A 26658-nucleotide genomic window follows, 5' to 3' on the forward strand; every position below is an offset into this window, starting at 1 on the left:
CGATTGGAGACCCTTTTCCAACTGTCGCTCCGCACCTGCGACAAGCTGGCCGGAACGGCTCCTGCAACGCCGCTTTTATGCCTTGTGCGACGGCCCATTTTGCCCCCCAGCGCCGCCCGCCGATCAGGCAAAATTAACCATTGCCGCGTCTAACTCTCGGCCGTCTTTCTTCCGCATGGGACCGTTGGCCGATGCATGCAGCCGCCGACCGTGCAGGGCTTTATCCGACCCAGGTGAGGAACTTCGTCTTCTTCCTCGCCGTCATCGCCATGAACTACACGCTGTCCCGGCCTTCGCCGGTCGACTTCCTGTTCATGTCCTCGCTCGTCCTGTCCGTCTTCGTCCTGCAGAAGGTGCGGCTCACCTTCTTCATCTTCTTCACGCTCCTCGTCTTGTGGACCGTGTCGTTCTGGGTGGCCTCGATCCCCTTCATCGGCGAGCCGGAAGTGGCGCAGGAGGGCTTCAAGAAGACCTTCGTCGTCGTCCTGGCGGTCACCGCAGGCTACGTCTCCATGGATTGGGGTCCGCGCCAGCTCCACACCTTCATGCGCGTCTATGTGCTCTCCTGCGTCATCGCGGCCTGCCTCGGCATCGTCGGCTTCGCCCTCGGCATCGAAGCGCTCCTGTGGGACGGGCGGGCGAAGGCCTTCATCGACGATCCCAACATGTACGCCTCGTTCCTGTCGCCGGGCGTGATCATGTGCCTCTACATGATGAACCAGCGGATCGGCCGGACGGTTCTCTTCGGCCCGGCGCTGGTCATCATCGCCCTCGGCATTCTCGTCTCCTTCTCGCGCGCCGCCACGGTCGCCACCTTCATCTGCGCCAGCGGCTACATCGTGTTTCTCAATCGCGGCCAGCTGATGCGGGTCGTCGCCTGGGGCTTCGCCATCGCCCTCTTCGCCGGCGTCCTCATGTCTGCCGCCTTCGTCAGCTCGCCGGAATTCGCCAAGAAGTTCGAGCAGCGCGCCACGGTCGCCGAATCCTACGACGAGGGCCGGGAAGGGCGCTACGGCCGCTACGCCCGCTCCATCCCGATGATCCTGCACAACCCGATCGGCATCGGCATCCTGCAGCAGGACAAGATCTTCACCGAGCCCATTCACAACATCTTCCTGAGCTCGTTCATGAATTACGGCTGGGTGGCGGGCTTTTCCTTCCTCACCCTCTTCATCCTGTCGCTGCTTCTGGGCATCGCCAACTACCGCACCACCCGCCATCCGGCGGCGATCGCCGTCCTCATGTGCTATCTCGGCCCGCAGATGTGCGCCTCGCTGCACGAGGGCGAGCACTGGCGCCATTTCTGGCTGATGCTGGGGATCTTGTGGGGTTTCAACGCCGCCAACTACCGTTCCGCCGTCCCGGCCCCCGAGCCCGAGCCCGAGCCCGAGGCGAGAAAGCCGCGCCCGGCGGTCGGGCCGCGCCTGACCCTGGCGGATCTGCGCTGAGCCCGGCCCTTCCTGAGCAGCGCGCCTAGTAGGCCGCCTCGTCGTTGAACAGCCGGAAGGGCGTCAAAAACAGGATGTAGAGGTCGAACAGGACCGACCAGTTCTCGATATAGAACTGGTCGTACTCCACCCGTCGCTCCAGCTTCTCCTGCGTATCCGTCTCGCCGCGCCAGCCATTCACCTGCGCCCAGCCGGTGATGCCGGGCTTCACCCGGTGGCGGGCGAAATAGCCGTCCACCACCTGCTCGTAGAGCTGGTCGGCGGCCTTGGCCTGCAGCGCATGCGGGCGCGGGCCGACGAGCGAGAGATCCCCCTTGAGAACGTTCACCAGCTGCGGCAGCTCGTCGAGGCTCGTACGGCGGATGAAGCGGCCGACGCGCGTGATGCGCGGGTCGTCGCGCGTCACCAGCCGCGCCGCGTTGGCGTCGGTCATTTCCGTGTACATGGAGCGGAACTTGAAGACGCCGATCAGCTCGTTGTTGAAGCCGTAGCGGTGCTGGCGGAAGAAGACCGGCCCACGGCTGTCGAGCTTGACGGCGATCGCCACCGCCAGGAGCACCGGCGAAAGGAGGATCAGCGCAAGGCTTGCGATCGTCATGTCGAAGAGCCGCTTCACCACCGAATCCCAGCCGGCGATCGGCTTGTCGAAGAGGTCGAGGAACGGCACCGAGCCGATGAAGGAATAGGAGCGCGGCCGGAAGCGCAGCCGCGTCGTGTTCGCCGCCAGGCGGATGTCCACCGGCAGCACCCAGAGCTGCTTCATCAGCTCCAGCAGCCGGCGCTCGGCCGTCAGCGGCAGCGCCACGATCAGAAGGTCGATCTGCGCCCGCCGGCCGAACTCGACCAGTTCGTCGATGCGCCCGAGCCGCGGGAAGCCTTCCTGCACGGCGGGGGCGCGCTCGCCGTCGCGGTCGTCGAAGATCCCGCAGATGCGGATGTCGTTGTCCGGCTCGGCGTCGAGCGCATGGATCAGCGAAACCGCTTCCGGGCCGCCGCCGACGAGAACGGCGCGGCGCTCCAGAAGGCCGTTGCGCGTCCATTCGCGCACCAGGCGCGCCAGCATCAGCCGCGCGATGCCGAGCATGCAGAAGCCGCAGATGAACCACACCGCCAGCCACAGGCGGGAAAAATCCTCGCCCGCGCGGAAGAAGAAGAGAACGAGGCTGAAGACGCCGAACACGGCCGCCCAAAGCCCGGCGGCCTTGCCGACATAGCCGAGCGGGCGCCGGTAGGCGTCGAGGTTGTAGCCCTTGAAGGTGCCGATCAGCGAGACGGTGAGGGCGGGCAGGACGACGAGCGGCAGATAGTAGTGAAGGGCATAGTTGCCCACATTCGGCACCACGTAGAAAACGTGGATAAGAGCGCCGATCGCAAACAGCGTCGAAAAATCGATGAAGCGCAGGAAGGCGGCGAGGAAGGCCACCGAAACCGGCCGATGCCGGAGATTGGCCGCAACGCGCGCTGCCGCCAGATTGAGAGCCGATCGCTGAACGCCCGGCAGAACCTCGCCGGACGCCTTGCGCGTCTCGGCTTCTATCATGGCCATGGCCGCACTTTCCCGCTGTATATCCCATCATCCAGATGCGGGCTCAGCCGATTTTATTCAATCTTTTCCGTGGGCTACGGTTAACCAAAAGCAGCTTTCCGGCCGCGGCCGATGCGCCCTCCGCGCAGCGCGGAAAGGGTTGCCGATCTGCCACAGTTCCGCGCCGAATGGGGCGAGGGGGGTCCTGCTGCCCCAGCTTTGTCATATTCTGGCGTGAGGACCGAAGCTTACAGGGCAAGGCCGCGCCCCGAAAAGGCGACAAGCCGGGCGGCGCGGAAGAGGTGTCAGGCAGGGTGGGCGCAGCGTCTGTGTTGCGTCCGTCGGCCTCGATCTTAGGGGAAGAGCAGGGTGGAGCCACAAAAGCGCCGACCACGCCTCACCATCGCGATCGCCATCCTGGCTCTTTCGGGCCTTTCGGCAGGTTGCGTTTCGACCGAACAGCAGCAGGCGGGCATGTCGCTCGGCCTCGCCGAATCCCCCGGCGCGAGTGCCGCCGCTGACGAGGCGCCCGACGAGACGGTGCTCGCCTCGCTCAGGGCAGGGGCCGTGCGCAAGCTCGGCAAGGCCTACAAGGTCGCCGGCCGCGTCTACAAGCCCAGGCACAACGACGCCTATGCCGCCACGGGTCTCGCTTCCTGGTACGGCGATGCCTTCGACGGCAAGCTCACCGCCAACGGCGAGATCTTCGACATGGCCATGCTGACGGCCGCACATCCGACGCTGCCGCTGCCGAGCTATGTCAGGGTCACCAATCTCGACAACGACCGCTCCGTCATCGTGCGCGTCAACGACCGCGGGCCGTTCCATTCCAATCGCCTCATCGACGTCTCCAAGCGCGCCGCCGACATGCTCGACTTCAAGCATGCAGGCACCGCCAACGTGAAAGTGGAGTATGTCGATCAGGCGCCGCTGCAGAAGGACGACAGGGAGTTCCTGCTCGCCTCCTATCACGGGCCGGAGCTGCCGAGCGGCCCGGATCCGGCGGATGCGGCCGCCAACATGATGGTCGCCTACGCGGCGGAGGCCCCGACCACCGACGCCAAGGAAGTCGCCGAAGGCTTCGGCGAGGCGGTGGACCCGACAGAGCTCGCCGCCGGCACGCCTTTCGATCCCTATTCCGCGCTCGCCGCCGGCACCGAGCTGGCCTCGGCCGGCATGGAAGCCACCCCCGCGCCGCAGGCCGCCAGCTTCGTGCTGCCGCAGCCGGCGCCCGCCCGTCCGGCGCTGCGCAGTTCCTATCTGCCGGAGGCGCGTATCGACGATGCCTTCGCCGCGCTCGATGCCGTGATGGGGCAGGGCGGCTAGGCAACGCCGCGCGCAAAAACGTCCCCGCCGACCCTCCCGCCGTTGATTCTGCCGCCCAGCCGCGCTTTATGAGGGCCGCGGACGGAACCGAAACAAATCGGAAATGCGCGGGATCATCTTGCAGGCACGCAGCTTTCTTCTTCGCCTGATCGGCACGTTCTTGCTGCTGGCGCTGCCTTTCCAGGCCGCCGCTCAGGATTTCGACACCAGCGCGCCCTTCGCCGTGCTGATGGATTACGACAGCGGCACGGTCCTTCTCGACAAGAATGCCGACGAGCCCATGGCTCCGGCCTCGATGGCCAAGCTGATGACCGTCGAGTACATTTTTCACGAGATCCGGGAAGGCCGGCTGTCGATGGATGACGAGTTCGTCATCTCCGAACATGCCTGGCGCTACGGCGGCGCCTCTTCGGGCGGCTCCACCATGTTCGCCAAGCTCGGCTCGCGGGTGAGTCTCGGCGATCTCTTGCGCGGCATCATCATCCAGTCGGGCAATGACGCGGCCATGGCCGTGGCCGAAGGCATCGCCGGCTCGGAAATCGCTTTCTCCGATCTCCTGAACAAGCGGGCGAAGGAGATCGGCATGACGAACTCCACCTTCCGCGACGCCACGGGCCTGCCGGATCCGGACATGCGCGTGACGGCGCGCGATCTCGCCATCCTCGCCCGCCACATCATCGCCGACTATCCCGAGCTCTACAAAATCTTCGCCGAGCCGGAATTCACCTGGAACAACATCACCCAGCGCAACCGCAACCCGCTGCTGCGCGAGGGGATCGGCGCCGATGGCCTGAAGACCGGCCACACCTCCGAATCCGGCTACGGTCTCGTCGGCTCGGCCGTCGCCAACACCCAGCGCCTCATCGTCGTCGTCAACGGCTGCAAGAACCCGCGCGAGCGGGCCGCCGAGGCCCGCAAGCTGCTGGAATGGGGCTTCCGCTCCTTCCGCCAGATCACCGCCTTCAAGGAAGGCGAGGTGGTCGCCGAGGCGAGTGTCTTCGGCGGCACCAAGGGCGGCGTCGAATTGAAGGCGAAGGGCCCGATCCGCATTCTCGTCTCCCGCTCGTCCACCGAGCCGCTCAAGGCGCGGGCCGTCTACGAAGGCCCGATCGAGGCGCCGGTCCCGGAAGGCGTGCGCGTCGGCAGCCTGAAGGTCTGGGAGGGCGACCGCCTCATCCAGGAGACGCCGCTCTATACGGCCGAATCGGTCGAGGTTGGATCGCTGCACAGGCGGGCCTTCGACGCGCTCGGGGAACTCCTCCTCGGATGGCTCTGACGGGGCCGCAGCGCGGGCTCTTCATCACGCTGGAGGGCGGAGAGGGCTGCGGAAAGTCGACGCAGGCCTGGCGGCTCCTGGATTTCCTGAAAGAGGCCGGCCGCGAAGTCGTCATGACGCGCGAGCCCGGCGGAAGCCCCGAGGCGGAGACCATACGCCAGCTGCTTCTCGCCGGTCTGGTGAAGCCTTTCGGGCCGGACGCGGAGGCATTGTTCTTCGCCGTCGCGCGCCGCGACCATGTCGAGAACGTCATCCGGCCCGCCCTGGGGCAGGGCACCTGGGTCATCTCCGACCGCTTCGCCGATTCCACCAGGGCCTATCAGGGCACGGCCGGCGCCTCCTCCGACAAGCTCGACCGGCTGGAGGAGATTGCCGTCGGCGAGACGCGTCCCGACCTCACCCTCATCCTCGACCTCGATCCGCGCGAGGGGCTTCGCCGCGCCGCCCTGCGCAGCATCGCCGACCGCTTCGAGGCGGACGGGCTGGAGATCCATGCGGCCCGCCGCAAGGCCTTCCTCGACATCGCCGCCGCCGAGCCGGGACGCTGCGTGGTGATCGACGCCTCGCGGGGCGAAGAGGAGGTGGCGGCATCCATCCGCGCCGCCGTCGGCGAAAGGCTCGGCATTTCCGGGCCGGCGAGCTAGCCATGGCGAAGAAGCCCGCCGCCGAGGAGCGTCCTTCGCTCGACCGCCTGCCGGGCGTGCCGCTGCCGCAGGAAAGTCCCTTCCTCTTCGGCCATGAGGAAGCGGAACAGCAGCTCCTGACGGCCTATCGCGGCAACCGGCTGCATCACGGCCTTCTTCTTTCCGGCCCGGTGGGCGTCGGCAAGGCGACGCTTGCCTTCCGCCTCGCTAAGTTCCTGCTCGCCCATCCGGACCGTGCCGCGCCTGACCTCGCCGAAATCACCGACCTTTCCATTCCGGCGAACCATGCGCTGCACCGCCGGGTCGGGGAGGGGGGGCATCCGAACGTCCTCCACCTGCAGCGCCCCTGGGACGACAAGCGCAAGACTTTTAAGACCGTCATCTCGGTCGAGACGATCCGGCGCATCGTGCCCTTCCTCGGCACCACGGCGGGAGAGGGGGCCTGGCGCATCGTCATCGTCGACGGCGCCGAGGAGATGAACCGCAGCGCCGCCAACGCGCTCCTGAAGGGCCTGGAAGAGCCGCCGCAGGCGACGGTCTTCGTGCTGGTCACATCGCGACCCGGCCAGCTCCTGCCGACCATCCGCTCGCGCTGCCGCTCGTTTCATCTCGGCGCCCTCGACGAGGCGGCGATCGCCCGCGTCTTCGAAAAGGTCGGCGCCGAAAAGCCCTCCGGCGGGGATCTGGCCACCGTCGCCGTGCTGGCCGGCGGCAGCGCCCGGCGGGCGCTGGAGCTCGCATCCGGCAACGGTCTCGGCCTCTACCGCGCCATTGCCCGCGCCTTCGCCGCCACCGATCATGCGAGCATGCAGGCGGTGGCCGAGCAGGCGGCCGCCGCACGGGGCGCGGCCTGGGCGGAATTCTCCGATCTCGTCGGCGGCTATCTCGACCGGCGCGTGCGCCGTCTGCCGGAGCCGGAGGAGGGGGCTTCGCCGCCCTCCCTGCCGCTTGCCAGGTGGGCGGAGCTATGGGAAAAGGTGGCCCGACGCTCGGCGGAGGTGGAAACCTTCAATCTCGACCGCAGGCAGTTCGTGCTCAACGTCTTTGAGACCGTCGCCGAAGCCGCGCGCCATCCCCACCGCCCCATTTTCATGTGATCGCGGACCCAGAGCGATGACCGCCAAGCCGACCTTTTACATCACGACGCCGATCTTCTACCCGAACGGCGTGCCCCATATCGGCCACGCCTACACGGCGCTGGCATGCGATGCGCTGGCGCGCTTCCAGCGCCTCGACGGCAAGGACGTCTTCTTCCTGACCGGCACCGACGAGCACGGCCTGAAGATGCAGCAGACCGCCGCCAAGGAAGGCGTCACGCCCGCCGAGCTCGCGACCCGCAATTCGCAGGTGTTCCGCGATTTGTGGAAGGCGCTCAACGTCTCCTATGACGATTTCATCCGCACGACCGAGCCGCGCCACCACCGCTCTTCGGAGGCGATCTGGCAGCGCATGGCCGACAATGGCGACATCTATCTGGACAAATATTCCGGCTGGTACTCCGTCCGCCAGGAAGCCTTCTTCGACGAGAAGGAAACGACGGTGGGCGAGGATGGCGTCCGTCGCGAGCCGCTGGGCTCGCCCGTCGAATGGGTCGAGGAGGAGAGCTACTTCTTCCGCCTGTCGGCCTACGGCGACAGGCTGCTGGCCCATTACGAGGCCAATCCGGGCTTCATCGCACCGGCCGAGCGCCGCAACGAGGTCGTCAGCTTCGTGAAGTCGGGCCTGCGCGACCTGTCGGTGTCGCGCGCCACCTTTGACTGGGGTGTGCCGGTGCCGGGCGATCCGCGCCACGTCATGTATGTCTGGGTCGACGCGCTGACGAACTACATCACCGCCGCTGGCTTTCCCGACGAGAACGCCCCGCGCTGGCGCTACTGGCCCGCGGACATCCACATGATCGGCAAGGACATCGTGCGCTTCCACGCCGTCTACTGGCCGGCCTTCCTGATGTCGGCGGGCGTCGCCCTGCCGAAGCGCGTCTTCGCCCACGGCTTCCTCTTCAACAAGGGGGAGAAGATGTCGAAATCCGTCGGCAACGTCGTCGATCCCTTCGCCATCGTGGAGCATTACGGCCTCGACGCCATGCGCTACTTCTTCCTGCGCGAGGTCTCCTTCGGCCAGGACGGCTCCTACAGCCACGACGCCATCGCCGGGCGCATCAACGCCGACCTTGCCAACGACCTCGGCAATCTCGCCCAGCGCTCGCTGTCGATGGTCGCCAAGCATTGCGCCGCTTCCGTACCGAAGCCGGGCGCCTTCTCCGAGGCCGACACCGCGATGCTCGCGGCCGCCGACGCGCTGCTGGAGCGCTGCCGCGCCGCCATGAACGAGCAGGCGATCCACCAGGCGCTGACCGCCATCTGGCAGGTCATCGGCGAGGCCAACCGCTACTTCGCCTCGCAGGAGCCCTGGGCGCTGCGCAAGAGCGAGCCGGAGCGCATGGCGACGGTCCTCTACGTCACCGCCGAGGTGGTGCGCCAGGTCTCGATCCTCGTCCAGCCGGTGATGCCGGCTTCGGCCGAAAGGCTTCTCGACCTTCTCGGCGTGCCGGCCGGATCGCGCGATTTCTCCAGCCTCGGCGAGGCAGGGCGTCTCGTCCCTGGCACCGCGCTGCCGCCGCCTGCCGGCGTCTTCCCGCGCTATGTCGAGGGCGAGGCAACGGCGGGGGCCGCCTGATGCTGGTCGACAGCCACTGCCATCTCGACTTTCCCGATTTCGACGCCGAGCGCGACGCGGTCGTGGAGCGGGCGAGGGGGGTCGGCATCGCCCGCATGGTGACGATCTCCACCCGCGTCGGTCAGTTCGAGCGCGTGCGCGCCATCGCCGAGGCCTATGACGACGTCTACTGCTCGGTCGGCACCCATCCGCACAATGCCGACGAGGAGCCGGACGTCACCACCGACGATCTCGTGCGGCTTGCCGAACACCCGAAGGTGGTCGCCATCGGCGAGGCCGGGCTCGATTATTTCTACGATAACGCCTCGCGCGAAGGACAGGCGAGGGGGCTTCGCCGCCACATCGCCGCGGCGCGCCAGACCGGCCTGCCGCTGGTCATCCATGCGCGCGACGCCGACGACGACATGGCCGCGATCCTGAAGGACGAGACGGAAAAGGGCGCCTTCCCGGCGATCCTGCACTGCTTCTCATCCGGGCGCGCGCTCGCCGAAACGGGGATCTCCCTCGGCCATTACGTCTCCTTCTCCGGCATCCTCACCTTCAAGAAGTCGCAGGAGCTGCGCGACATCGCCCGCGACCTGCCGGCCGATCGGCTCCTGGTGGAGACGGACGCGCCGTACCTTGCGCCGACGCCCCATCGCGGCAAGCGCAACGAGCCGTCCTTCGTCGCCAACACCGCGGCGATCCTCGCCGAATGCCGGGGCGTCTCCGCCGAGGAGATCGGCGAGACGACGAGCGCGAACTTCTTCCGCCTCTTCTCCAAAGTGCCGCGGCCCTGACGTGGGCGATATTCTGCGCGTGCGGATCCTCGGCTGCGGCTCCTCGCCCGGCGTGCCGCGCATCGGCGGCGACTGGGGCGAATGCGACCCGTCCGAGCCGAAGAACCGGCGCCTGCGCTGCTCCATCCTGGTGGAGCGCATCCGGCCGACGGGCGAGGCGACGCAGGTCCTCGTCGACACCTCGCCGGATCTGCGCGAGCAGGCGCTCGCCGCCGGCCTGACCAAGCTCGACGGCGTCCTCTACACCCATCCCCATGCCGACCACATCCACGGCATCGACGACCTGCGCGGCTTCGTCATGACCATGCGCCGGCGCGTCGACATCTACGCCGACCGGCCGACCATGGACCGGCTGGAGGAGGGGTTCGGCTACTGCATCAGGACGCCCGAGGGCAGCGAATACCCGCCGATCGTCAACGCCCATCTCATCGAGGCGGGCACGCCCGTCGTCATCGACGGCCCGGGCGGCCCCCTGACCGCCCTGCCTTTCCCCCAGGTGCACGGCTCCATTCCCTCGCTCGGCTACCGCTTCGGCAGCTTTGCCTATTCGCCCGACGTCTCGGCGATGACCGGCGCCGCGCTCGCCGCGCTGGAAGATCTCGATGTCTGGATCGTCGATGCGCTGCGCTACAAGCCGCATCCCTCGCATTTCTCCGTCGAGGAGGCGCTCGGCATGATCGAGTCCCTGGCGCCGCGCCGCGCCATCCTCACCCACATGCATGTCGACCTCGACTACCACGCCCTGAAGCGCGCGCTGCCGGCCCATGTCGCACCCGCCCATGACGGCCTCGTCATCGAGCTGCCTTTCGTGGACGGGCCTTCCTAGCCCTGGATTGCCGGCGCGGAAGCGATATCTCCGCCGGGCGGAGGCCAGCAACGAGCCGACCCGGCAACAAGCCAGAAACGAGAAGGGCGCCCATGCCACGTCGAAAAGATAGAAGCTTTGCCGTCATCGGTCTCGGCACCTTCGGCTCCACCGTCGCCTCCGAGCTCGCGCGCTTCGGCAACCATGTCATCGGCATCGACATCAACGAGCGCCCCGTCGCCCGGCTCGCCGACGAACTCGCCGAGGCGCTGATCGCCGATGGCCGCGACGAGGAGGCGCTGCGCGAGGCCGGCGTCGGCGCCTGCGACGTCGCCGTCATCGCCATCGGCGAGGACATCGAGGCCAATGTCCTGTGCACGATGAACGCCAGGCTCCTCGGCGTTTCCACCATCTGGGCGAAGGCGACGAGCCGCACCCATCACCGCATCCTCACCAAGCTCGGCGCCGACCGCGTCATTCAGGCGGAGCACGAGATCGGCCAGCATATCGCGCAGATGCTCTACAACCCCCTGGTGCGCGACTATGTGAGCCTCGGAAACGGCTATCACATCGTCGATCTGCGCGTGCCCGAGCAGCTCGATGAGACGACGATCGGCGCGCTGAAGCTCGCCGAGGAGTTCGAGGTGCGCTGCCTCGGCATGATGCGCAACGGCGAATACAATGCCTGCAGCGATGCCGGCACGATCCTGCGCACCGACGACAAGCTCCTGCTCCTCGGCCGCCGCGACAACCTCAGAGCCCTCGGCGACAGCCTCTGAGACCGCTCGGCATGGCGCTTGGCTTTCCGACCCTCTTCGGCCGCCGCAGCATCGCCTTTCCGCCCCCGGCGGTGCTGGCGGCCCTTTATGCCGGCCTCGTCGTCGCCGGCACGCTGGCGCTCAAACTGCCGTTCGCGGCGAGGGGGCCGACGAGCTGGGCGGAGGCGGTCTTCACGGCCACCTCGGCCGTGACCGTCACCGGCCTTTCCCTCCTCGATACCGGCAGCCATTTCACCTTCTTCGGCCAGCTCGTGCTCCTCGTCCTCATCCAGCTGGGCGGGCTCGGCCTCATGACCTTCGCCGTCCTCGTCCTCTCGATGCTCGGCCTGCCGATCGGCATGTCGCACCGGGTCTTCCTGCGCGAGGAGCTGAACCAGACCTCGCTCGCCGATCTCCTGCGCCTCGTGCGCGAGATCCTGCGCGTCGTGCTCGCCTGCGAGCTCGTCGGCATCGCGCTCCTGGCCTTCGTCTTCGTTCCGGAATTCGGCTGGCGGGGAGGGCTCTGGCAGGCGACCTTCCACGCCGTTTCGGCCTTCAACAATGCCGGCTTCTCGCTCTTTCCCGACAGCCTGTCGCGCTACGTCCTCGATCCGCTGGTCAACCTCGTCATCCCGGCGCTCCTCGTCATCGGCGGCATCGGCTTCATCGTCATCTCCGACGTCGCCAGGAAGCGGCGCTGGCGTCACTACACGCTGCATAGCAAGCTGATGCTGGCGACGACGGCCGTTCTCATCCTCTGGTCGGTGGCCGCCTTCGCCGTCCTCGAATGGTCGAACCCGGCAACGCTCGGCCAGTATCCGGGCATCGCCGACAAGCTGATGGCAAGCTGGTTCCAGGGGCTGACGACGCGCACGGCCGGCTTCAACACGCTCGACATTTCCGCCATCCACGACGCGACGGCGCTCATGTTCATGTCCTTGATGTTCATCGGCGGCGGCAGCACCTCCACGGCCGGCGGCATCAAGGTGACCACCTTCATCGTCCTGATGCTCGCCACCGTCGCGTTCTTCCGCCAGCGGCCCAACCTCAGCGCCTTCGGCCGCAGCCTCGGCCGCGAGGAGGTCATGAAGGTACTGGCGCTCAGCATGGTCAGCGTGATGGTGGTGATGGCCTCGATCTTTATCATCTCGCTGTCGCATGACGGCGATTTCCTCGATCTGGCATTCGAGGTCACCTCGGCCTTCGGCACCGTCGGCCTGTCGCGCGGAGCGACGGCGGAGCTCGATGGCCTCGGCCGCGCGGTCATCATCGCCGTCATGTTCATCGGCCGCGTCGGCCCCTTGAGCCTCGGCTTCTTCCTGGCGACCAAGGTGCCGCCGCGCGTGCGCTATCCGCCGAGCCGGATCTACCTCGGCTAGAGCTTGCCGGGCGGCGCCGGCAAGGCCTAAGACACGGGCCGCAAAGGGAGAATGCACATGGCAGATGATAAGGTGGCTGTCGTCACGGCCGGCGGCAGCGGCATGGGAGCCGGCGCGGCGCGCAGGCTCGCCGAGGAGGGCTACAGGCTCGCCATCCTCTCATCCTCCGGCAAGGGCGAAGCGCTTGCGAAAGAACTCGGCGGCATCGGCGTCACCGGCTCCAATCGCTCCGAGGACGACCTGAAGCGCCTTGTCGAAGGGGCCATGGAGGCCTTCGGCCGCATCGACGTCCTCGTCAACAGCGCCGGCCACGGGCCCAAGGGCGAAATCCTGGCGCTCACGGACGAGGACTGGCACGAAGGCATGGAGGTCTATTTCCTCAACGTCGTGCGCCCGACACGCCTCGTCACGCCGATCATGCAGCGGCAGAAATCGGGCTCGATCGTCAACATTTCGACCTTCGCCGTCTTCGAGCCGGATCCGATGTTTCCGGCAAGCGGCGCGTTCCGGGCGAGCCTCGCGGCCTATACGAAGCTCTTCGCCGACCGCTACGCGCCCGACAATCTGCGCATGAACAACGTCCTGCCGGGCTTCATCGACAGCCTGCCGGAGAAGGAGGATCGCCGCGAGCGGATCCCGATGGGCCGCTACGGCACGGTGGAGGAAGTCGCGGACCTCGTCGCGTTCCTTGCCGGAGATCGCAGCAGCTACATCACGGGGCAGAACATCCGCATCGACGGCGCACTGACGCGCTCCGTCTAGCTCGGCGGCATCGCCGCACGGCACGGCGCCGTGTGGAAGGGCCGAGCGCCCGAACGACGAAAGAAAAGGACGAGGAAAATGCGGCCGGAAACGAAAGCCCGGAAATCCGGGCTTTCGTAGGTCCATTACGTTCCATAATGCATCTTATGCGAATCACGGATATGGATGCAGCCAGCCGCAGGCATCGTCCCCTCGCATGCAGGACGGCGCAAAAATCCATCCCCGATGTCGTCAGAGCGCGATCACGTTCTGGGCGACGCAGCACGTTCCGCCGGCAGCACGTGCCGGTGGCAGCACTTAGCAGTGCCCGTCGCCTCCGAGGCGCGTGAGCGTCCGTTGGCCGTTTACGCCTCGGAGCCGCCCGCCGCGTCCCGATTGCGCGCGTATCGTCTTGAGAGCGGAAATGGCGGCAGCCACGCCTCGCGGCGGACCGTCCAGAGCTCATAGGTCGGCACCAGCTGGTTCGGCACATCCAGAGCCCCGAGATGGACCTCGACCTCGCCCCCGCTGCGCGCAAAGACCGACGAGCCGCAACGCGGACAGAAATGCCGCCCGGCGTAGTCGCGCGTCTCTCCCTCGATCGCCACCGCGGCTTCGTTGAAGATGGCGGCGGCGTAGAACAGCGCGCCGTGATGCTTGCGACAGTCGAGGCAATGGCAAAGGCCGACGCGGTCCGGCTGTCCGGTCGCCACAATTCTGACGTCCCCGCACAGGCAGCCGCCGGTGAATCGGTCCATGTCTCGTCTCCGCTGAAATTGTCCGACAAGGCGCGCTGGCGGCGCCCTCATCCGAGAATGTGCCATACAATCTCGCTTCCCGCGCGCCGGCCAGCCCTGTTGAAAGCGCCCTGCCGCCGATGGCGCGGCGGCGGATCCTGCGCTAAGGCGAAACCATGCAATCCGATGCCCGACCGATCGACCGGCTCCTCGCCATCATGGCGGCGCTGCGCCATCCCGAGACCGGCTGTCCATGGGACGTGAAGCAGGATTTCGCATCCATCGCGCCCTACACCATCGAGGAAGCCTACGAGGTCGCCGACGCGATCGAGCGCGGCGATATCGAGGACCTGCGCGACGAGCTTGGCGACCTCCTGCTGCAGGTCGTCTTCCACGCCCGCATGGCCGAGGAGCAAGGCGAGTTCGGCTTCGAGGACGTGGCGACCGCGATCTCCGAGAAGATGGTTCGGCGTCATCCGCACATCTTCGCAACCGCAGATGCCGACACGCCCGACGCGGTGAAGGTCCGCTGGGAAGAGATCAAGGCCGAGGAGAAGGCCGAGCGCCGCGCCCGCCGCTCCGCGCGCGGGCTTTCGGACGTCCACGGGCATCTGGCCGGCGTGCCCCGCGGGTTTCCGGGGCTCCTGCAGGCGTTGAAGCTGCAGGCGAAGGCGGCCGATATCGGCTTCGACTGGCCCGATGCCGCAGGCGCGCTGCAAAAGCTTCACGAGGAAATTGGCGAGATCGAGCAGGAGCTTGGCGGCGAGAACTGCGACCCGGACCGGCTCGAGGAAGAAATCGGCGACGCCCTCTTTTCGCTCGTCAACCTCGCCCGCAAGCTGAAGGTGGAGCCGGACAAGGCGCTCCGCCGCACCAACGAGAAATTCCGCAGCCGCTTTGCGGCGATCGAGGACGGTCTGAATGCCGCCGGCACGACGCTCGGCGAGGCCTCGTTGGAGGAGATGGAAGCGCTCTGGCAGGCCGCCAAGCCCCGCAGGCCGGCCGACTAGCCGCCCCGACAGGCGTCTTGTTCAGGCTTATTGTATAGACAATTGGACGCCGCCCTTCGGAGCGGTGCGAGCGTCTATCGCGGAACCGAGATGAGACGCACGCCGCCGCCGCGCGCCCGTTCCTGCAGCTGCTGCAGCCGGCCGCTCGGCAGCCGCACGGTCAGGCTCGACGTTCCCGTCTGCGGGTCGTCCCGGCGCGACAGGACCTCGCCGTTTTCGTAGAGCCAGGCGGCTTCGCCGGAGCGCGCCGCCTCGAACATCACCTCCACGACCGCCCTTCCCTCGAACAGCCGCTCTTCCAGCAGCGCCAGGAGGTTTGCGAGCCCCTCGCCCGTCAGTGCCGAGGCGACGACGGTGTTGTGGCTGCCCTCGGCCTTCTTGCGCAGCGCGTCGGCGGCGCCGCGCTCCAGAAGGTCGATCTTGTTCCACACTTCGACGAGGCGCGGATCGGAGGGCTCGATTCCGAGCTCGGCGAGTACGCCGGCCACGTCCTCGGCCTCCGCCTGGCTGTCCGGCGAGGCGATGTCGCGCACATGCACGATGAGGTCGGCGTCGATCACCTCCTCCAGCGTGGCCCGGAACGCCTCCACCAGCGTCGTCGGCAGATCGGAGATGAAGCCGACCGTGTCGGAGACGATCAGCATCTCCCCGTGCGGCAGCGCCACGCGCCGCATCGTCGGATCGAGCGTCGCGAAAAGCTGATCCTGCGCGGTCACCGAAGCGCCCGTCAAGTGATTGAAAAGTGTGGACTTTCCGGCATTGGTATAGCCCACGAGCGCAGCCACGGGATGCGGCACCTTCTGGCGCTTCGCCCGGTGGACGTTGCGTGTGTTGCGCACGCTCTCGAGCTGCTTCTCGATGCGCCGGATGCGGTCCTGGATCTGCCGGCGGTCGGCCTCGATCTGCGTCTCGCCCGGTCCGCCGAGGAAACCGAAACCGCCGCGCTGGCGCTCAAGATGCGTCCAGGAGCGTACCAGCCGGCTCTTCTGGTAATTGAGGTGGGCGAGCTCCACCTGCAGCGTGCCCTCCTTGGTGTGGGCGCGCTCGCCGAATATCTCCAGGATCAGGCCCGTTCGGTCGAGGATCTTGACGTCCCAGGCGCGCTCCAGGTTGCGCTGCTGGATCGGCGAGATCGGATGATCGACGATGACGAGGCCGATCTCGAGCGTGCGCACGACGACGCCGATCTCCTCCACCTTGCCGGCACCGAAGAGAGTCGCCGGCACCGGCTTGCGCACCGCGATGGAAAGCGCGTCCGCCACTGTCAGGCCGATCGCCTCGGCAAGGCCGATCGCCTCGGCCCGGCGCGCTTCCGGCGGGCGTACCGAACCGCCCTCCTCCGGCCCACGCAGTTCAGGCAGGAGGACCAGCGCCGTGGCGCTGTCGCCCCGACCTTCGGGACGCTCGTCGGCGAGTTCCTTGCGGTCCTGTGGGTGCAATGGCTAGCCGTTGTCCTCGTCGGGCTCGAAGAGCTGTACGGGCTGGTTCGGCATGACGGTGGAAATGGCGTGCTTGTAGACAAGCTGCGAATGTCCGTCCCGCCGCAGAAGCAGGCAGAAGTTATCGAACCAGGTAACGATGCCCTGAAGCTTGACCCCGTTTATCAGGAATACCGTCAATGGTGTTTTTGACTTTCGGACGTGGTTCAGGAACGTGTCCTGCAGGTTTTGGTTCTTGTCGCCCATAAGTTCTTCCGACCTTTATTGTTGTTGCGCCGCAGCCGCAGATTGCCTGCTTTGCCGCCAGCTGTCACCCCTTGGACGGGCCAATTCGAATATAGGAGCGCCTTACAGCGCTTCCAGTTCCGCGACCTCGTGGAATCGTGCTCTGAGGGCGCTCGTGACGGAGCCCGGCTTGCCGTTGGCAACGCTCGCCCCGTCGATCGAGACGATGGGCATGACCAGCGTCGTGGCGGCCGTCATGAAGGCTTCCTTCGCCTCTTTCGCCTCCTGCGGCGTGAACTTGCGTTCCTCGATCCGGTAGCCGTCGCGCCGCGCCACTTCCTCGACCGTCTTGCGCGTGATCCCGGGCAGGATTCCCGTGCCGTTCGGCCGGGTGACGAGAGCCCCGTCCTTCGTGACGATCCAGGCCGTCGTCGCCGCGCCTTCCGTCACATAGCCCTCGGCATCGACGAACCAGGCCTCGCGTGCGCCGGCTTCCTTGGCCGCCTGCCGCGCCATGGCGTTGGGCAGAAGGCCGACCGTCTTGATGTCGACGCGCTCCCAGCGGTTCTCCGGGACGGTGATGACGGCGGTGCCCTCCTCCGCCATCCGGTCCGCTTTCGCCCGATCCGCCGCCTTGGCCGTGACCACGATGGCGGGCCGCACCGAGGCCGGCGGAAACACATGGTCGCGGGGAGAAACGCCGCGGGAGATCTGCAGGTAGACGAGGCCGTCCCTGACCCGGTTGCGGCGTACCACTTCGCGCAGAACGATCCGCAGCGCCGCGCGCGTCATGGGCATGGCGATCTTCAGCTCCGAGAGCGAGCGTTCCAGCCGGTCCAGATGGCCCGTCATGTCGACGATATGGCCCTTGTAGACCTCGCAGACCTCGTAGACGCCGTCGGCGAACTGGTAGCCGCGATCCTCCACATGCACGCTCGCCGCCCGGTGCGGAACGTACCGGCCATTCACGTAAGCCACTCTCGACATTGAAACAGCTCCTAGCCCTGAGGCATCGGCAATAGGGCGGAAGCCGGAGCGGAACAAGGCCCCCTGGCGCCGCCCAGATCCGCGAAAAGGTAGGGGGCGGTCCGAAGCCTCGCCTAGAAGTATTCGAGGCTGACGCGGGCCATCTGCTCGACGCGGTGCACCTGGTCGGCGGCCGCGAAGATGACCAGCCGGTCGCCCTTGCGGATCTGGCTCGCGCCGCCCGGCACGATCACCTCCCCGTCATGCAGGATGGCACCGATGCGGATACCCTTCGGCAGGTCGAGCTCGCTGAGCGGGCGCCCGACCAGCGGCGAGGTTTCCAGCGCCTCCGCCTCGATCACCTCGGCCGCGCCGTTCTGGATCGTGTGGACGTTGCGGATGCGCCCGCGCCGCACATGCTGCAGGATGCGCGAGATCGTGACGGCCCGCGGATCGACGAAGGCGTCGATGCCGATCGAGCGCACCAGCGGCGGGAAGGCCGGGTCGTTGAGAAGGCTCAGCGTGCGCCGGCAGCCGAGGCGTTTGGACATCACGCAGGACAGGATGTTGACCTTGTCGTCGTTGGTGACGGCGATCATCGTGTCGGCGTCGGCGATGTCGGCCTCTTTCAGGATCACCTCGTCCATCGCCGAGCCGTGCAGCACGACCGTGCGGTCGAGCGCCTCGGCGATATGCACGGCGCGGTCGCGGTCCGCCTCGATCACCTTGATCTTGGCGCGCGAATTGCGCTCCTCCAGATGATGGGCGACGTAATGGCCTATGTTGCCACCGCCTCCAATGACGACGCGGGAGCCGAGGGTGTCTTCCTTGCCGAAAATCGTCAGCGTCCTCTTCACCCGCCCCGTGTCGGTCATGACGTAGACGAGGTCGCCGACCATCATCTGGTCGGCCGAGCGCGGCACGAACAGATGCCCGGCCCTGAAGATACCGACCACGGTGGCGTTGAGGTCAGGAAAGAGCTCCGTCAGCTGGCGCAGCGGCGTATCGATCACCGGACAGTCCTCGCCGCAGGCGATCCCGAGTACCGTCACCTTGTCGTCGGCGAAGGCGATCGTCTCCACCGCGCCGGGCTGGGCGAGGCGCCGCAGCACCATCTCGCCCACCTCCACCTCCGGCGAGATGATCACGTCGATGGGCAGATGATCGCGCGAGAAAAGGTTGGACCAGTGCTTGGCGAGATAGGTCTGCGAGCGGATGCGCGCGATCTTGGTCGGCAGCGAAAACAGCGAATGCGCCACCTGGCAGGCGATCATGTTGACTTCGTCGGAGAAGGTGACGGCGATCAGCATGTCCGCCTCGTCCGCGCCTGCCCGCGCGAGCACGTCGGGATGCGAGCCGTGGCCGACGAAGCCCCTCACGTCCAGCGTGTCGCGGATGGCGTTCACGAGGCGTGGCGACTGGTCGATCACGGTGACGTCGTTGTTCTCGGTCGCCAGCTTCTCGGCAATGCCGTAGCCGACCTGCCCGGCGCCGCAGATGATGATACGCATGAAAGTCCCTTGCCCCTGACGGGGGTGCCCGTTTCGCCGCCCTTATACGCCGAGGCTCTTCAGCTTGCGATGCAGGGCGGAGCGTTCCATTCCCACGAATTCGGCGGTGCGGGAAATGTTGCCGCCGAAACGGTTGATCTGGGCGGAAAGATACTCCCGCTCGAAGACCTCGCGGGCCTCGCGGAGCGGCAGCGACATGATGTGCGCCGAGCCGTCGGAGGGCGTGGCCGGCAGGATCTCGCCGATCTCCGGCGGCAGCATCGCCGCGGTCACGGTCGCCTCCTGATCGCCCTGCGTCAGGATCATCAGCCGCTCGACGTTGTTGCGCAGCTGACGCAGGTTGCCCGGCCAGTCATGCGCCTGCAGCACCGCCATCGCGTCGTCGGCGATCATCCGCACCGGCAGGCCCGATGTCTGCCCGAGCTGCGCCATGAAGTAGTCGACGAGTTCGGGCACATCCTCGCGCCGCTCAGCCAGCGAAGGCACCCGGATCGGCACGACCGCAAGGCGATGGAAGAGATCTTCGCGGAAACGCCCCTCCTTGATCTCGCTTTCAAGGTCGCGCGACGTCGATGAAAGGATGCGCACATCGACCTTCACCTTCTTGCCGCCGCCGACGCGCTCGAAGGTCTGGTCGACGAGGACCCGCAGGATCTTGGACTGCGTCTCGCGCGGCATGTCGGCGATCTCGTCGAGATAAAGTGTACCGCCATGGGCCTCCTCCAGCGCCCCGACCCGCCTGCCCTGCCCATTCACCGCCTCCGTGCCGAAGAGCGCGATCTCCATCGTCTCCGGCATGATGCTGGCGGAGGAAAGGACGACGAAGGGCGCGTTCGCCCGGCGCGATCCAGCATGGATTGCCCGCGCGACCCGCTCCTTGCCGGCGCCGGAGGCGCCGAAAATCATCACCCGCGAATTGGTCGGCGAGACACGCTCCACCGTCTGGCGAAGGTGATGCATGATGGAGGACGAGCCGACGAGATCGATGCTCTCGCCCGAGCGATGTTTGAGCTCGGCGACTTCCTTCTTGAGGCGCGAATTCTCCAGGGCTCGCTGCGCCACGAGCACCAGCCGGTCGGCCTTGAACGGCTTCTCGATATAATCGTAGGCGCCGCGCTTGATGGCCGAGACGGCGGTCTCGATGTTGCCGTGACCGGAGATGATGACGATCGGCAGATCAGGGTGATCCTTGTAGATCATGTCGAGAAGCGCCAGCCCGTCGAGCCGGCTTCCCTGCAGCCAGATGTCGAGAAAGATGAGGCCGGGTCGCCGCTCTGCAATCACCTCCAGCGCCTGATCGCTGTTGGCCGCCGTGCGCGTGCCGTGTCCTTCGTCTTCCAGAATGCCGGCGACGAGTTCGCGGATATCTGCCTCGTCGTCCACGACAAGGATGTCGGTAGACATCGTCAGTTTGCCTCCTGTACAGCGCGCTCATCCGGCATTTCTGCCGATGCCGCAGCCGCTTGGTTGCTGTGCGGAAATTTCAGTCGGACGCAGGCGCCCGGCGCATCGACGCCAACAGCCCTGGCGTCGAGAAGTTCGATGGACCCGCCGTGCTCCTCCATCACCTTGCGCACGATCGCAAGGCCGAGGCCGGTGCCCTTCTGGCGGGTGGTGATATAGGGCTCCAAGAGCTTCTCGCGGCCCTCTTCCGGCAGTCCCTTGCCGTTGTCGATCACATCGACGAGAGCATGGTCGCCGCCGTTGGTGACCCGCACGCGGATTTCGCCGCCGACGCGGCCGCCGCCCTCCGCCTCGATGGCGCCTTCGATCGCCTCCGTGGCGTTCTTGACGATGTTCGTCAGCGCCTGGGTGACGAGGCGATGGTCCACCGGCGCTTCCACCGGCTCGTCGGGCATGTCGAGTGCAAAGCCGATATTGGGGTTGCCGACCTCCTGCAGGAACACGGCCTCGCGAATGAGCTCGCGCAGGTCGCGCGATTCCATCACCGGCTTGGGCATGCGCGCGAAGGCGGAGAACTCGTCCACCATGCGGCGGATGTCGCCCACCTGGCGGATGATCGTCTCCGTGCACTGATCGAAGACCTGGCGGTCCTTTTCTTCTTCCATGCGCGGGCCGAAGCGCCGTCGGATGCGCTCCGCCGAGAGCTGGATCGGCGTCAGCGGATTCTTGATCTCGTGGGCGATGCGGCGCGCCACATCCGCCCAGGCCGAACGCCTCTGCGCGGCGACGAGGTCGGTGATGTCGTCGAGCGTCAGGACGAAACCGTCGCGCTCGGCATCGCTCGACTGCTCCACCGTCACCTGCACGTTCAGCGTCCGCGGCTCGCCTTCGCGCGTGACGGTGACCTGATCGCGCGCCGTGCCCCGGCCGCGGCCCGAGACTTCATCGAGAACGCGCGAAAGATCGGGAACCACTTCGGTGATCTGCCGGCCGACGAGCCCGCTATCCCCCTCCCCGAGCGCCTCGATGGCCGGATGGTTGGCAAGCGTCACCACGCCCTCCGGATCGAGGCCGATGACGCCGGCAGAGACGCCCGAGAGAACCGCTTCGGTGAAGCGGCGGCGTTCGTCCAGCTGGCTGTTGGCGGCAAGAAGTGCATTGCGCTGAGAGCGAAGCTGCCCGGTCATCCGATTGAAGGTCGCCGAGAGAAGGCCGAGGTCTCCGGCCTTCTCTTCGACCGGCACGCTGACGTCGAGATTGCCGGAGGAGATATCGCTCGCCGCGCCGATGAGATGGCGGATGGGCTGCACGAGCCGATTCGCGAATCCGAGTCCGATCCAGATCGCCGAAAGCAGGACGACGAGCGCCATGCCCACGAACAGGATCGCGAATGCGACCTGCACGCCGAAACGGTTCTGCTGCAGCTGGCCATATTCGGCGGCACTTTCTTCCGTCAGGCGCACCTGGCGCGTGACTTTCGGGTCCAATGGCCTTGCAAGGTAGAGATAGACGTCATCGAGGCTTGTGAGCTTCAACACACCGCCGACGAGGTTCGTCGTGCCAGGCGCAATCAGCGCCGGCTGGCCCTGATCGGCATCCTCGAAGACCTGCGCCGGAGGCGGCGGCACCTTGAGGTTGGTGCTCGTCGTGCCCTCCACGATCGGCGTGCGGTCACGCCGGATGAGCGCGATCGCCGAAAGCCCCCTCAGCTCGGCCTGGTTGGACAAATAGGCCGCAATCGCCTGCTTGTTGAGCTCAAGGTCCGGCGTAACCCGGTTGAACTCGCTGGCGATGGCAAGCAGGTCGATCGCCAGGATGCGGCTGTGCTCCTGCACATAGGCCTGCGCCACTTCGCGCGAATTCTCGATGATCGCCGTGGTCCGCTCGGCGAACCAGCGGTCGAGACCCTTGTTGAGGGTGATCGAGGCAATTCCGGCCGTCAGGATGGCCGGCAGCGCCGCGATGATCGAGAAGAGCGCCACGATGCGCACATGCAGGCCCGCGGCCGCCCTGCCCCGCCGCCGGGCGATCCAAAGACCGGTCGCCTCGTAGACGACGGTACCGAGGAGAAACAGCACCACGACGCCGTTGAGGAGCCCCGCCGCCTTCACCACGGCCGGAGTCGGCTCGATCGAGGTCTGCCCCGTCAGAACGAGAAAGGAACCGATGGCGCTGGTCAGAGCCAGGAGCACCGCCAGCAGCCCGACCATCCTCGCGATGCGGTTGCGCTCGCGAAGACCCGGGCGGACGCGCCCGGGCGGCAGTTCGGAGGATGTGGCGAGCGTCATGAATGAGGGCCGGACTGGCTGATCGTCTGAGTTCAGAGACGTGACTAATATGTCACAAAAACGACGCTCTGACAGCAGAAGAGCAACACTTTATCGTGGGCCCCTCACAACCAGAATTTGAAGGTCGCGAATTTTCTTCCGCAGCGTGTTGCGATTAAGACCAAGAAGCTCGGCTGCGCGGATCTGATTGCCGTTGGTTGCACCAAGCGCTGCCCCGATCAGCGGCACCTCGATTTCCCGCAGAACACGATGATAAAGGCCCGGGGGCGGCAGGGCGTCTCCGAACTCATTGAACAGGTTCGTCATGTGCCGCGCCACGGAATTGGAAAGGCTCTCCTCCTCCGGCGCGCGCCCGCTGTCTTCGAAATCGCCGACGGGATCGAGCTCGTGGCGGATGAGATCTGCGGTGATCGTCTCCTGTGGATAAAGCGCCGTCAGGCGGCGGATGAGGTTCTCCAGCTCGCGCACATTTCCCGGCCATCGATGCCGCTTCATGACCTCGAGCGCGTCGCCCTCGATGGTTTTCGCCGGCAAGCCCTCGCGCTCCGCCTCGACAAGGAAGTGGCGCACGAGGTCTGGAATGTCGTCGGTTCGCTCGCGCAGCGGCGGCAGGCGGATCGGCACGACGTTGAGGCGGAAGAAAAGGTCTTCGCGAAAAAGACCCTGCCGGATGAGGTTCTTCAGGTCCTTGTTGGTGGCCGCGACGATGCGGACATCCGTGCGGATCGCCGTCCGCCCGCCCACGGTCGTGTATTCGCCCTGCTGCAGCACGCGTAGAAGACGCGTCTGCGCATCCATCGGCATGTCGCCGATCTCGTCGAGAAAGAGCGTGCCGCCTTCGGCCTGCTCGAAGCGACCGGCCGAGCGATGCTGGGCCCCCGTGAAGGCGCCGCGCTCGTGGCCGAAGAGCTCCGATTCGATCAGCTCACGTGGAATCGCCGCCATGTTGACGGCGACGAACGGCCCCTTGCGGCGCTTGCCGTAATCGTGGAGCGCCCGCGCGACGAGTTCCTTGCCGGTGCCCGACTCGCCGAAGATCGTCACCGTGAGGTCGGTCTGCATCAGCCGCGCGAGCACACGGTAAATGTCCTGCATCGCGGCCGAGCGGCCGACGAGCGGGATGGCATCCTCTCCAGGGTCGCGCTCGGCCTGGATGCGCGAATGCGGCTCCGACAGCGCCCTTCCGATCGTGGCGATCAGTTCCTTGAGGTCGAAAGGCTTCGGCAGGTAGTCGTAGGCCCCCCTCTCGGAAGCCTTGATCGCCGTCATGAAGGTGTTTTGGGCGCTCATGACGATGATCGGCAGCTCCGGCCGGACACGCTTGATGCGTGGCAGGAGCTCGAAGGCGTTCTCGTCAGGCATGACGATATCGGTCACGACGAGGTCGCCCTCGCCTTCCGCGACCCAGCGCCAGAGGGTCGCCGCATTGGAGGTCAGACGGACCGTGTAGCCGGCCCGCGAAAGCGCCTGGTTCAGGACGGTACGGATCGCCGTATCGTCGTCGGCGACAAGGATCGTGCCCTGTGTCACGAGGTTCCATCCTCCTTGAGGTCCAGCTCGTCCGACGCCTGTTCGAGCGTCGGCATGAGAATGCGGAACATGGTGCGGCGCGGCTGTGACTCGCACTCGATAATGCCTCCGTGATCTCCGATGATCTTGGCCACGAGGGCCAGTCCAAGACCCGTGCCATTTGCCTTGGAGGTGACAAAGGGATCGAAGAGATGCGGCAGGAGGTCGTCGGGCACGCCGGGCCCGTTGTCGATCACCGAGAATTCCAGCGGAAGGCTGACGCGCGAGCGCGCCCCCGGCACCGAAAGCCGGATGCCGGGACGATAGGCCGTCCGGAAGGTGATCTCGCCGTCGCCCTGTTCCGCCAGGGCTTCGGCGGCATTTTTCACGAGATTGATGAAGACCTGCAGGAGCTGGTCGCGGTTGGCCAGGACCGGCGGCAATGAGGGATCGTATTCCTCGTGAATGCGGATCCCGCGCGCGAAGCCGGAACTTGCGAGCGTCTTCACGCGCTCCAGCACGCGGTGGATATTGACCGGCTCGCGCTCGATGGGACGCGCATCGCCGAAGGTCTCCATGCGGTCGACGAGACTGGCGATCCGATCCGTTTCCTCGCAGATGAGACGCGTCAGCGCCCGGTCTTCCTGCGAGGCCGTGCCTTCCAGGAGCTGCGCCGCGCCGCGGATGCCCGAAAGCGGGTTCTTGATCTCATGGGCAAGCATGGCCGCAAGCCCCGTCACGGTGCGCGCCGCGCCGCGATAGGTCAGCTGGCGGTCGATCTTCTCCGTCACGGAACGCGGCAGCAGCATCAGGGAGACGTTGCCGTCGGTGACGGTGACCGGTGAGGCGTAGATGTCGACCATCTTTTCCGAGCCGATACGCGGCGAGCTCATGTCGACGCGGTATTCGGTGATCGCCGCCCCGCGCTCACGCACCTGCTCGATCAGGGGAAAGAGGGGGCTGCCGAAAGGCACAAGCCTGTCGAGCCCGTCGCGCGCCATGACGGGCGCACTCGCGCCGAAGAAGATCTCCGCCGCCTGGTTCGCCGACAGGATCGCATTGTCCTGTCCCACGACGAGAATCGGGTGGGGAAGCGCGTTGAGGATCGCGAGAGCCGGAACTCCCTCCTCGCGTCCGTTACGTTCGCTGTTGGCCATCAGGCCGCCTCGCGCATCTCGGCCCCGGCACAGGGGCTGGCGGAGACGAAGATGGCGGCAAGTTCGCCACGCACCTTTGCCGGCGAGGCCTCGCGCATCATCTTCGCGCGCGCCGCCGCCAGCGAACGGTCGGCCTGAAGTCCATCGAGATACCAGCCGAGATGCTTGCGGGCGATCCTGACGCCCGGCACCGTCCCGTAATGGGCGAGGATCATGTCGTAGTGCTCCAGAACGAGCTCGCCCAGCCGGGCGCCCTTGGGGGCGGCAGCCGGCCTTTCGCCGACGAGGATGGCGCCGGCCTGCCCGGGCAGCCAAGGCTTTCCGTAGGCGCCACGCCCGATCATGACGCCGGCGGCGCCGGAAGCGGCGAGCATCGCCGGCGCATCTTCCGCGCGCGTGAGGTCACCATTGGCAATGACGGGGATGTCGACGGCCTCCACCACGCGGCGGATGGCCGACCAATCCGCCCTGCCCTTGTAGAACTGGCAGCGGGTGCGCCCGTGCACGCTCACCATTTGAACGCCGGCAGCCTGCGCGCGCCGCGCCAGTTCGGCGGCGTTGAGACTGGCATGGTCCCAGCCGAGCCGCATCTTCAGCGTTACCGGCACGCTTGCATGTGCCACCGCCGCCTCAACGAGCCTCAGCGCCAGATCGAGGTCGCGCATCAGATGCGAGCCCGCAAAACCGCCCGTCACGCGCTTGGCCGGACAGCCCATATTGATGTCGATGATATCGGCGCCGGCTGCCTCCGCGACACGCACGCCCTCCGCCATCGCCTCTTCGTCGCGGGCGGCGAGCTGCACGACATGGACGGGCAGCCCCTCCCCTTCGGCCCGCAGCCGCGCCTCCTCGCTGCGCCGCTGCACAGCGTCGCACGCCACCATCTCGGAGAAGACGAGACCCGCCCCGAAGCGCGCCGCCAGCCGTCGGAACGGCAGGTCCGACACGCCGGACATGGGCGCCAGAAAACCGCGATTTGGAATCGACAGGCCGGCGAGCTTCAAGCTATCGGTGATGGTGTCGGCGTCGGGCAATGATGAAAAATCCGGCAAAAA

Annotated in this window: 23 protein-coding genes; 12 read left to right on the forward strand and 11 right to left on the reverse strand. The window is 66.7% G+C overall.

The window, feature by feature from the left end; translation table 11 throughout:
- Nucleotides 1–191 precede the first annotated feature (191 nt).
- Nucleotides 192–1448 carry an O-antigen ligase gene (locus tag CLD20_RS04430; protein WP_224405384.1) on the forward strand — a complete coding sequence of 419 codons (1257 nt, stop codon included), beginning with the start codon at nucleotides 192–194 and terminating at the stop codon, nucleotides 1446–1448.
- Nucleotides 1449–1473: 25 nt separating this feature from the next.
- Here CLD20_RS04430 and CLD20_RS04435 read toward each other — a convergent pair whose 3' ends face one another.
- Nucleotides 1474–2994 carry an undecaprenyl-phosphate glucose phosphotransferase gene (locus CLD20_RS04435; protein WP_224405385.1) on the reverse strand — a complete coding sequence of 507 codons (1521 nt, stop codon included), beginning with the start codon at nucleotides 2992–2994 and terminating at the stop codon, nucleotides 1474–1476.
- 348 nt (nucleotides 2995–3342) lie between these two features.
- Here CLD20_RS04435 and CLD20_RS20315 point away from each other — a divergent pair, with 348 nt between their 5' ends.
- The 10 genes from CLD20_RS20315 (at nucleotide 3343) to CLD20_RS04485 (ending at nucleotide 13378) form a co-directional block, all read left to right on the forward strand.
- Nucleotides 3343–4299: a septal ring lytic transglycosylase RlpA family protein gene (locus tag CLD20_RS20315; RefSeq protein WP_370636802.1), complete on the forward strand. Its 957-nt coding sequence runs from the start codon at nucleotides 3343–3345 to the stop codon at nucleotides 4297–4299.
- Between the two features lie 103 nt (nucleotides 4300–4402).
- Nucleotides 4403–5575, forward strand: a complete 1173-nt coding sequence (locus CLD20_RS04445) for a D-alanyl-D-alanine carboxypeptidase family protein (protein ID WP_224405386.1) — start codon at nucleotides 4403–4405, stop codon at nucleotides 5573–5575.
- On the forward strand, nucleotides 5566–6219 hold the full coding sequence (tmk, locus tag CLD20_RS04450) for a dTMP kinase (protein WP_224405387.1): 654 nt from the start codon (nucleotides 5566–5568) through the stop codon (nucleotides 6217–6219). The genes CLD20_RS04445 and tmk overlap by 10 nt, the downstream gene beginning before the upstream one ends.
- A gap of 2 nt (nucleotides 6220–6221) precedes the next feature.
- Entirely contained in the window at nucleotides 6222–7316 is a 1095-nt protein-coding gene (locus CLD20_RS04455; RefSeq protein ID WP_224405388.1) for a DNA polymerase III subunit delta', read from the forward strand.
- Between the two features lie 16 nt (nucleotides 7317–7332).
- Nucleotides 7333–8895 carry a methionine--tRNA ligase gene (gene metG / locus CLD20_RS04460; protein ID WP_224405389.1) on the forward strand — a complete coding sequence of 521 codons (1563 nt, stop codon included), beginning with the start codon at nucleotides 7333–7335 and terminating at the stop codon, nucleotides 8893–8895.
- Nucleotides 8895–9674: a TatD family hydrolase gene (locus tag CLD20_RS04465; RefSeq protein ID WP_224405390.1), complete on the forward strand. Its 780-nt coding sequence runs from the start codon at nucleotides 8895–8897 to the stop codon at nucleotides 9672–9674. The genes metG and CLD20_RS04465 overlap by 1 nt, the downstream gene beginning before the upstream one ends.
- Before the next feature lies 1 nt (nucleotide 9675).
- Nucleotides 9676–10500: an MBL fold metallo-hydrolase gene (locus CLD20_RS04470; RefSeq protein WP_224405391.1), complete on the forward strand. Its 825-nt coding sequence runs from the start codon at nucleotides 9676–9678 to the stop codon at nucleotides 10498–10500.
- Between the two features lie 92 nt (nucleotides 10501–10592).
- The gene (locus CLD20_RS04475) at nucleotides 10593–11258 is read left to right on the forward strand and encodes a TrkA family potassium uptake protein (protein WP_224405392.1); all 666 of its coding nucleotides are present in this window, start codon (nucleotides 10593–10595) and stop codon (nucleotides 11256–11258) included.
- Nucleotides 11259–11269: 11 nt separating this feature from the next.
- Nucleotides 11270–12616: a TrkH family potassium uptake protein gene (locus CLD20_RS04480; protein WP_224405393.1), complete on the forward strand. Its 1347-nt coding sequence runs from the start codon at nucleotides 11270–11272 to the stop codon at nucleotides 12614–12616.
- Nucleotides 12617–12673: 57 nt separating this feature from the next.
- The gene (locus CLD20_RS04485) at nucleotides 12674–13378 is read left to right on the forward strand and encodes an SDR family oxidoreductase (RefSeq protein WP_224405394.1); all 705 of its coding nucleotides are present in this window, start codon (nucleotides 12674–12676) and stop codon (nucleotides 13376–13378) included.
- Nucleotides 13379–13722: 344 nt separating this feature from the next.
- Here the strand turns inward: CLD20_RS04485 and CLD20_RS04490 are convergent, their stop codons facing one another.
- A complete protein-coding gene (locus CLD20_RS04490) occupies nucleotides 13723–14115 on the reverse strand; it encodes a GFA family protein (RefSeq protein ID WP_224405395.1) in 393 nt (130 codons plus the stop codon).
- A gap of 155 nt (nucleotides 14116–14270) precedes the next feature.
- On the opposite strand from CLD20_RS04490, the gene mazG reads away from it, so the two are divergent.
- Nucleotides 14271–15104 carry a nucleoside triphosphate pyrophosphohydrolase gene (mazG, locus tag CLD20_RS04495; RefSeq protein WP_224405396.1) on the forward strand — a complete coding sequence of 278 codons (834 nt, stop codon included), beginning with the start codon at nucleotides 14271–14273 and terminating at the stop codon, nucleotides 15102–15104.
- A 74-nt stretch (nucleotides 15105–15178) separates the two neighbouring features.
- On the opposite strand, the gene hflX is transcribed toward mazG, so the two are convergent.
- From hflX to dusB, 9 genes are all read right to left on the reverse strand, one after another.
- Entirely contained in the window at nucleotides 15179–16543 is a 1365-nt protein-coding gene (gene hflX / locus CLD20_RS04500) for a GTPase HflX (protein ID WP_370636804.1), read from the reverse strand.
- Between the two features lie 3 nt (nucleotides 16544–16546).
- A complete protein-coding gene (gene hfq / locus CLD20_RS04505) occupies nucleotides 16547–16789 on the reverse strand; it encodes an RNA chaperone Hfq (RefSeq protein ID WP_224405397.1) in 243 nt (80 codons plus the stop codon).
- A 102-nt stretch (nucleotides 16790–16891) separates the two neighbouring features.
- Nucleotides 16892–17755 (reverse strand): D-amino-acid transaminase, encoded by an 864-nt coding sequence (locus CLD20_RS04510; protein WP_224405398.1) that lies wholly within the window; start codon nucleotides 17753–17755, stop codon nucleotides 16892–16894.
- A 113-nt stretch (nucleotides 17756–17868) separates the two neighbouring features.
- Entirely contained in the window at nucleotides 17869–19245 is a 1377-nt protein-coding gene (trkA, locus tag CLD20_RS04515) for a Trk system potassium transporter TrkA (RefSeq protein ID WP_224405399.1), read from the reverse strand.
- Nucleotides 19246–19287: 42 nt separating this feature from the next.
- Complete coding sequence (locus CLD20_RS04520) at nucleotides 19288–20649, reverse strand: sigma-54 dependent transcriptional regulator (RefSeq protein ID WP_224405400.1); 1362 nt, start codon at nucleotides 20647–20649, stop codon at nucleotides 19288–19290.
- 2 nt (nucleotides 20650–20651) lie between these two features.
- Entirely contained in the window at nucleotides 20652–22937 is a 2286-nt protein-coding gene (locus CLD20_RS04525) for a PAS domain-containing sensor histidine kinase (RefSeq protein WP_224405401.1), read from the reverse strand.
- Between the two features lie 90 nt (nucleotides 22938–23027).
- The gene (ntrC, locus tag CLD20_RS04530; protein WP_224405402.1) at nucleotides 23028–24467 is read right to left on the reverse strand and encodes a nitrogen regulation protein NR(I); all 1440 of its coding nucleotides are present in this window, start codon (nucleotides 24465–24467) and stop codon (nucleotides 23028–23030) included.
- A complete protein-coding gene (locus CLD20_RS04535; protein ID WP_224405403.1) occupies nucleotides 24464–25603 on the reverse strand; it encodes a nitrogen regulation protein NR(II) in 1140 nt (379 codons plus the stop codon). The genes ntrC and CLD20_RS04535 overlap by 4 nt, the downstream gene beginning before the upstream one ends.
- Nucleotides 25603–26637 carry a tRNA dihydrouridine synthase DusB gene (dusB, locus tag CLD20_RS04540; protein WP_224405404.1) on the reverse strand — a complete coding sequence of 345 codons (1035 nt, stop codon included), beginning with the start codon at nucleotides 26635–26637 and terminating at the stop codon, nucleotides 25603–25605. Before dusB ends, CLD20_RS04535 begins: the two co-directional genes overlap by 1 nt.
- Between the last annotated feature and the right edge of the window lie 21 nt (nucleotides 26638–26658).

Source organism: Afifella sp. IM 167 (assembly GCF_020144925.1).
GTDB lineage: Bacteria > Pseudomonadota > Alphaproteobacteria > Rhizobiales > Afifellaceae > Afifella.

Coding starts and splice junctions, on each gene's coding strand:
- CLD20_RS04510 (WP_224405398.1), bottom strand. CDS start 17,755: ATGTCGAGAGTGGCTTACGTGAATGGCCGGTACGTTCCGCACCGGGCG.
- CLD20_RS04465 (WP_224405390.1), top strand. CDS start 8,895: ATGCTGGTCGACAGCCACTGCCATCTCGACTTTCCCGATTTCGACGCC.
- CLD20_RS04535 (WP_224405403.1), bottom strand. CDS start 25,603: ATGGCCAACAGCGAACGTAACGGACGCGAGGAGGGAGTTCCGGCTCTC.
- CLD20_RS04435 (WP_224405385.1), bottom strand. CDS start 2,994: ATGGCCATGATAGAAGCCGAGACGCGCAAGGCGTCCGGCGAGGTTCTG.
- CLD20_RS04525 (WP_224405401.1), bottom strand. CDS start 22,937: ATGACGCTCGCCACATCCTCCGAACTGCCGCCCGGGCGCGTCCGCCCG.
- mazG (WP_224405396.1), top strand. CDS start 14,271: ATGCAATCCGATGCCCGACCGATCGACCGGCTCCTCGCCATCATGGCG.
- metG (WP_224405389.1), top strand. CDS start 7,333: ATGACCGCCAAGCCGACCTTTTACATCACGACGCCGATCTTCTACCCG.
- hfq (WP_224405397.1), bottom strand. CDS start 16,789: ATGGGCGACAAGAACCAAAACCTGCAGGACACGTTCCTGAACCACGTC.
- tmk (WP_224405387.1), top strand. CDS start 5,566: ATGGCTCTGACGGGGCCGCAGCGCGGGCTCTTCATCACGCTGGAGGGC.
- CLD20_RS04490 (WP_224405395.1), bottom strand. CDS start 14,115: ATGGACCGATTCACCGGCGGCTGCCTGTGCGGGGACGTCAGAATTGTG.
- CLD20_RS04485 (WP_224405394.1), top strand. CDS start 12,674: ATGGCAGATGATAAGGTGGCTGTCGTCACGGCCGGCGGCAGCGGCATG.
- trkA (WP_224405399.1), bottom strand. CDS start 19,245: ATGCGTATCATCATCTGCGGCGCCGGGCAGGTCGGCTACGGCATTGCC.
- CLD20_RS04520 (WP_224405400.1), bottom strand. CDS start 20,649: ATGTCTACCGACATCCTTGTCGTGGACGACGAGGCAGATATCCGCGAA.
- CLD20_RS04475 (WP_224405392.1), top strand. CDS start 10,593: ATGCCACGTCGAAAAGATAGAAGCTTTGCCGTCATCGGTCTCGGCACC.
- CLD20_RS04480 (WP_224405393.1), top strand. CDS start 11,270: ATGGCGCTTGGCTTTCCGACCCTCTTCGGCCGCCGCAGCATCGCCTTT.
- CLD20_RS04445 (WP_224405386.1), top strand. CDS start 4,403: ATGCGCGGGATCATCTTGCAGGCACGCAGCTTTCTTCTTCGCCTGATC.
- CLD20_RS04430 (WP_224405384.1), top strand. CDS start 192: ATGCATGCAGCCGCCGACCGTGCAGGGCTTTATCCGACCCAGGTGAGG.
- CLD20_RS04455 (WP_224405388.1), top strand. CDS start 6,222: ATGGCGAAGAAGCCCGCCGCCGAGGAGCGTCCTTCGCTCGACCGCCTG.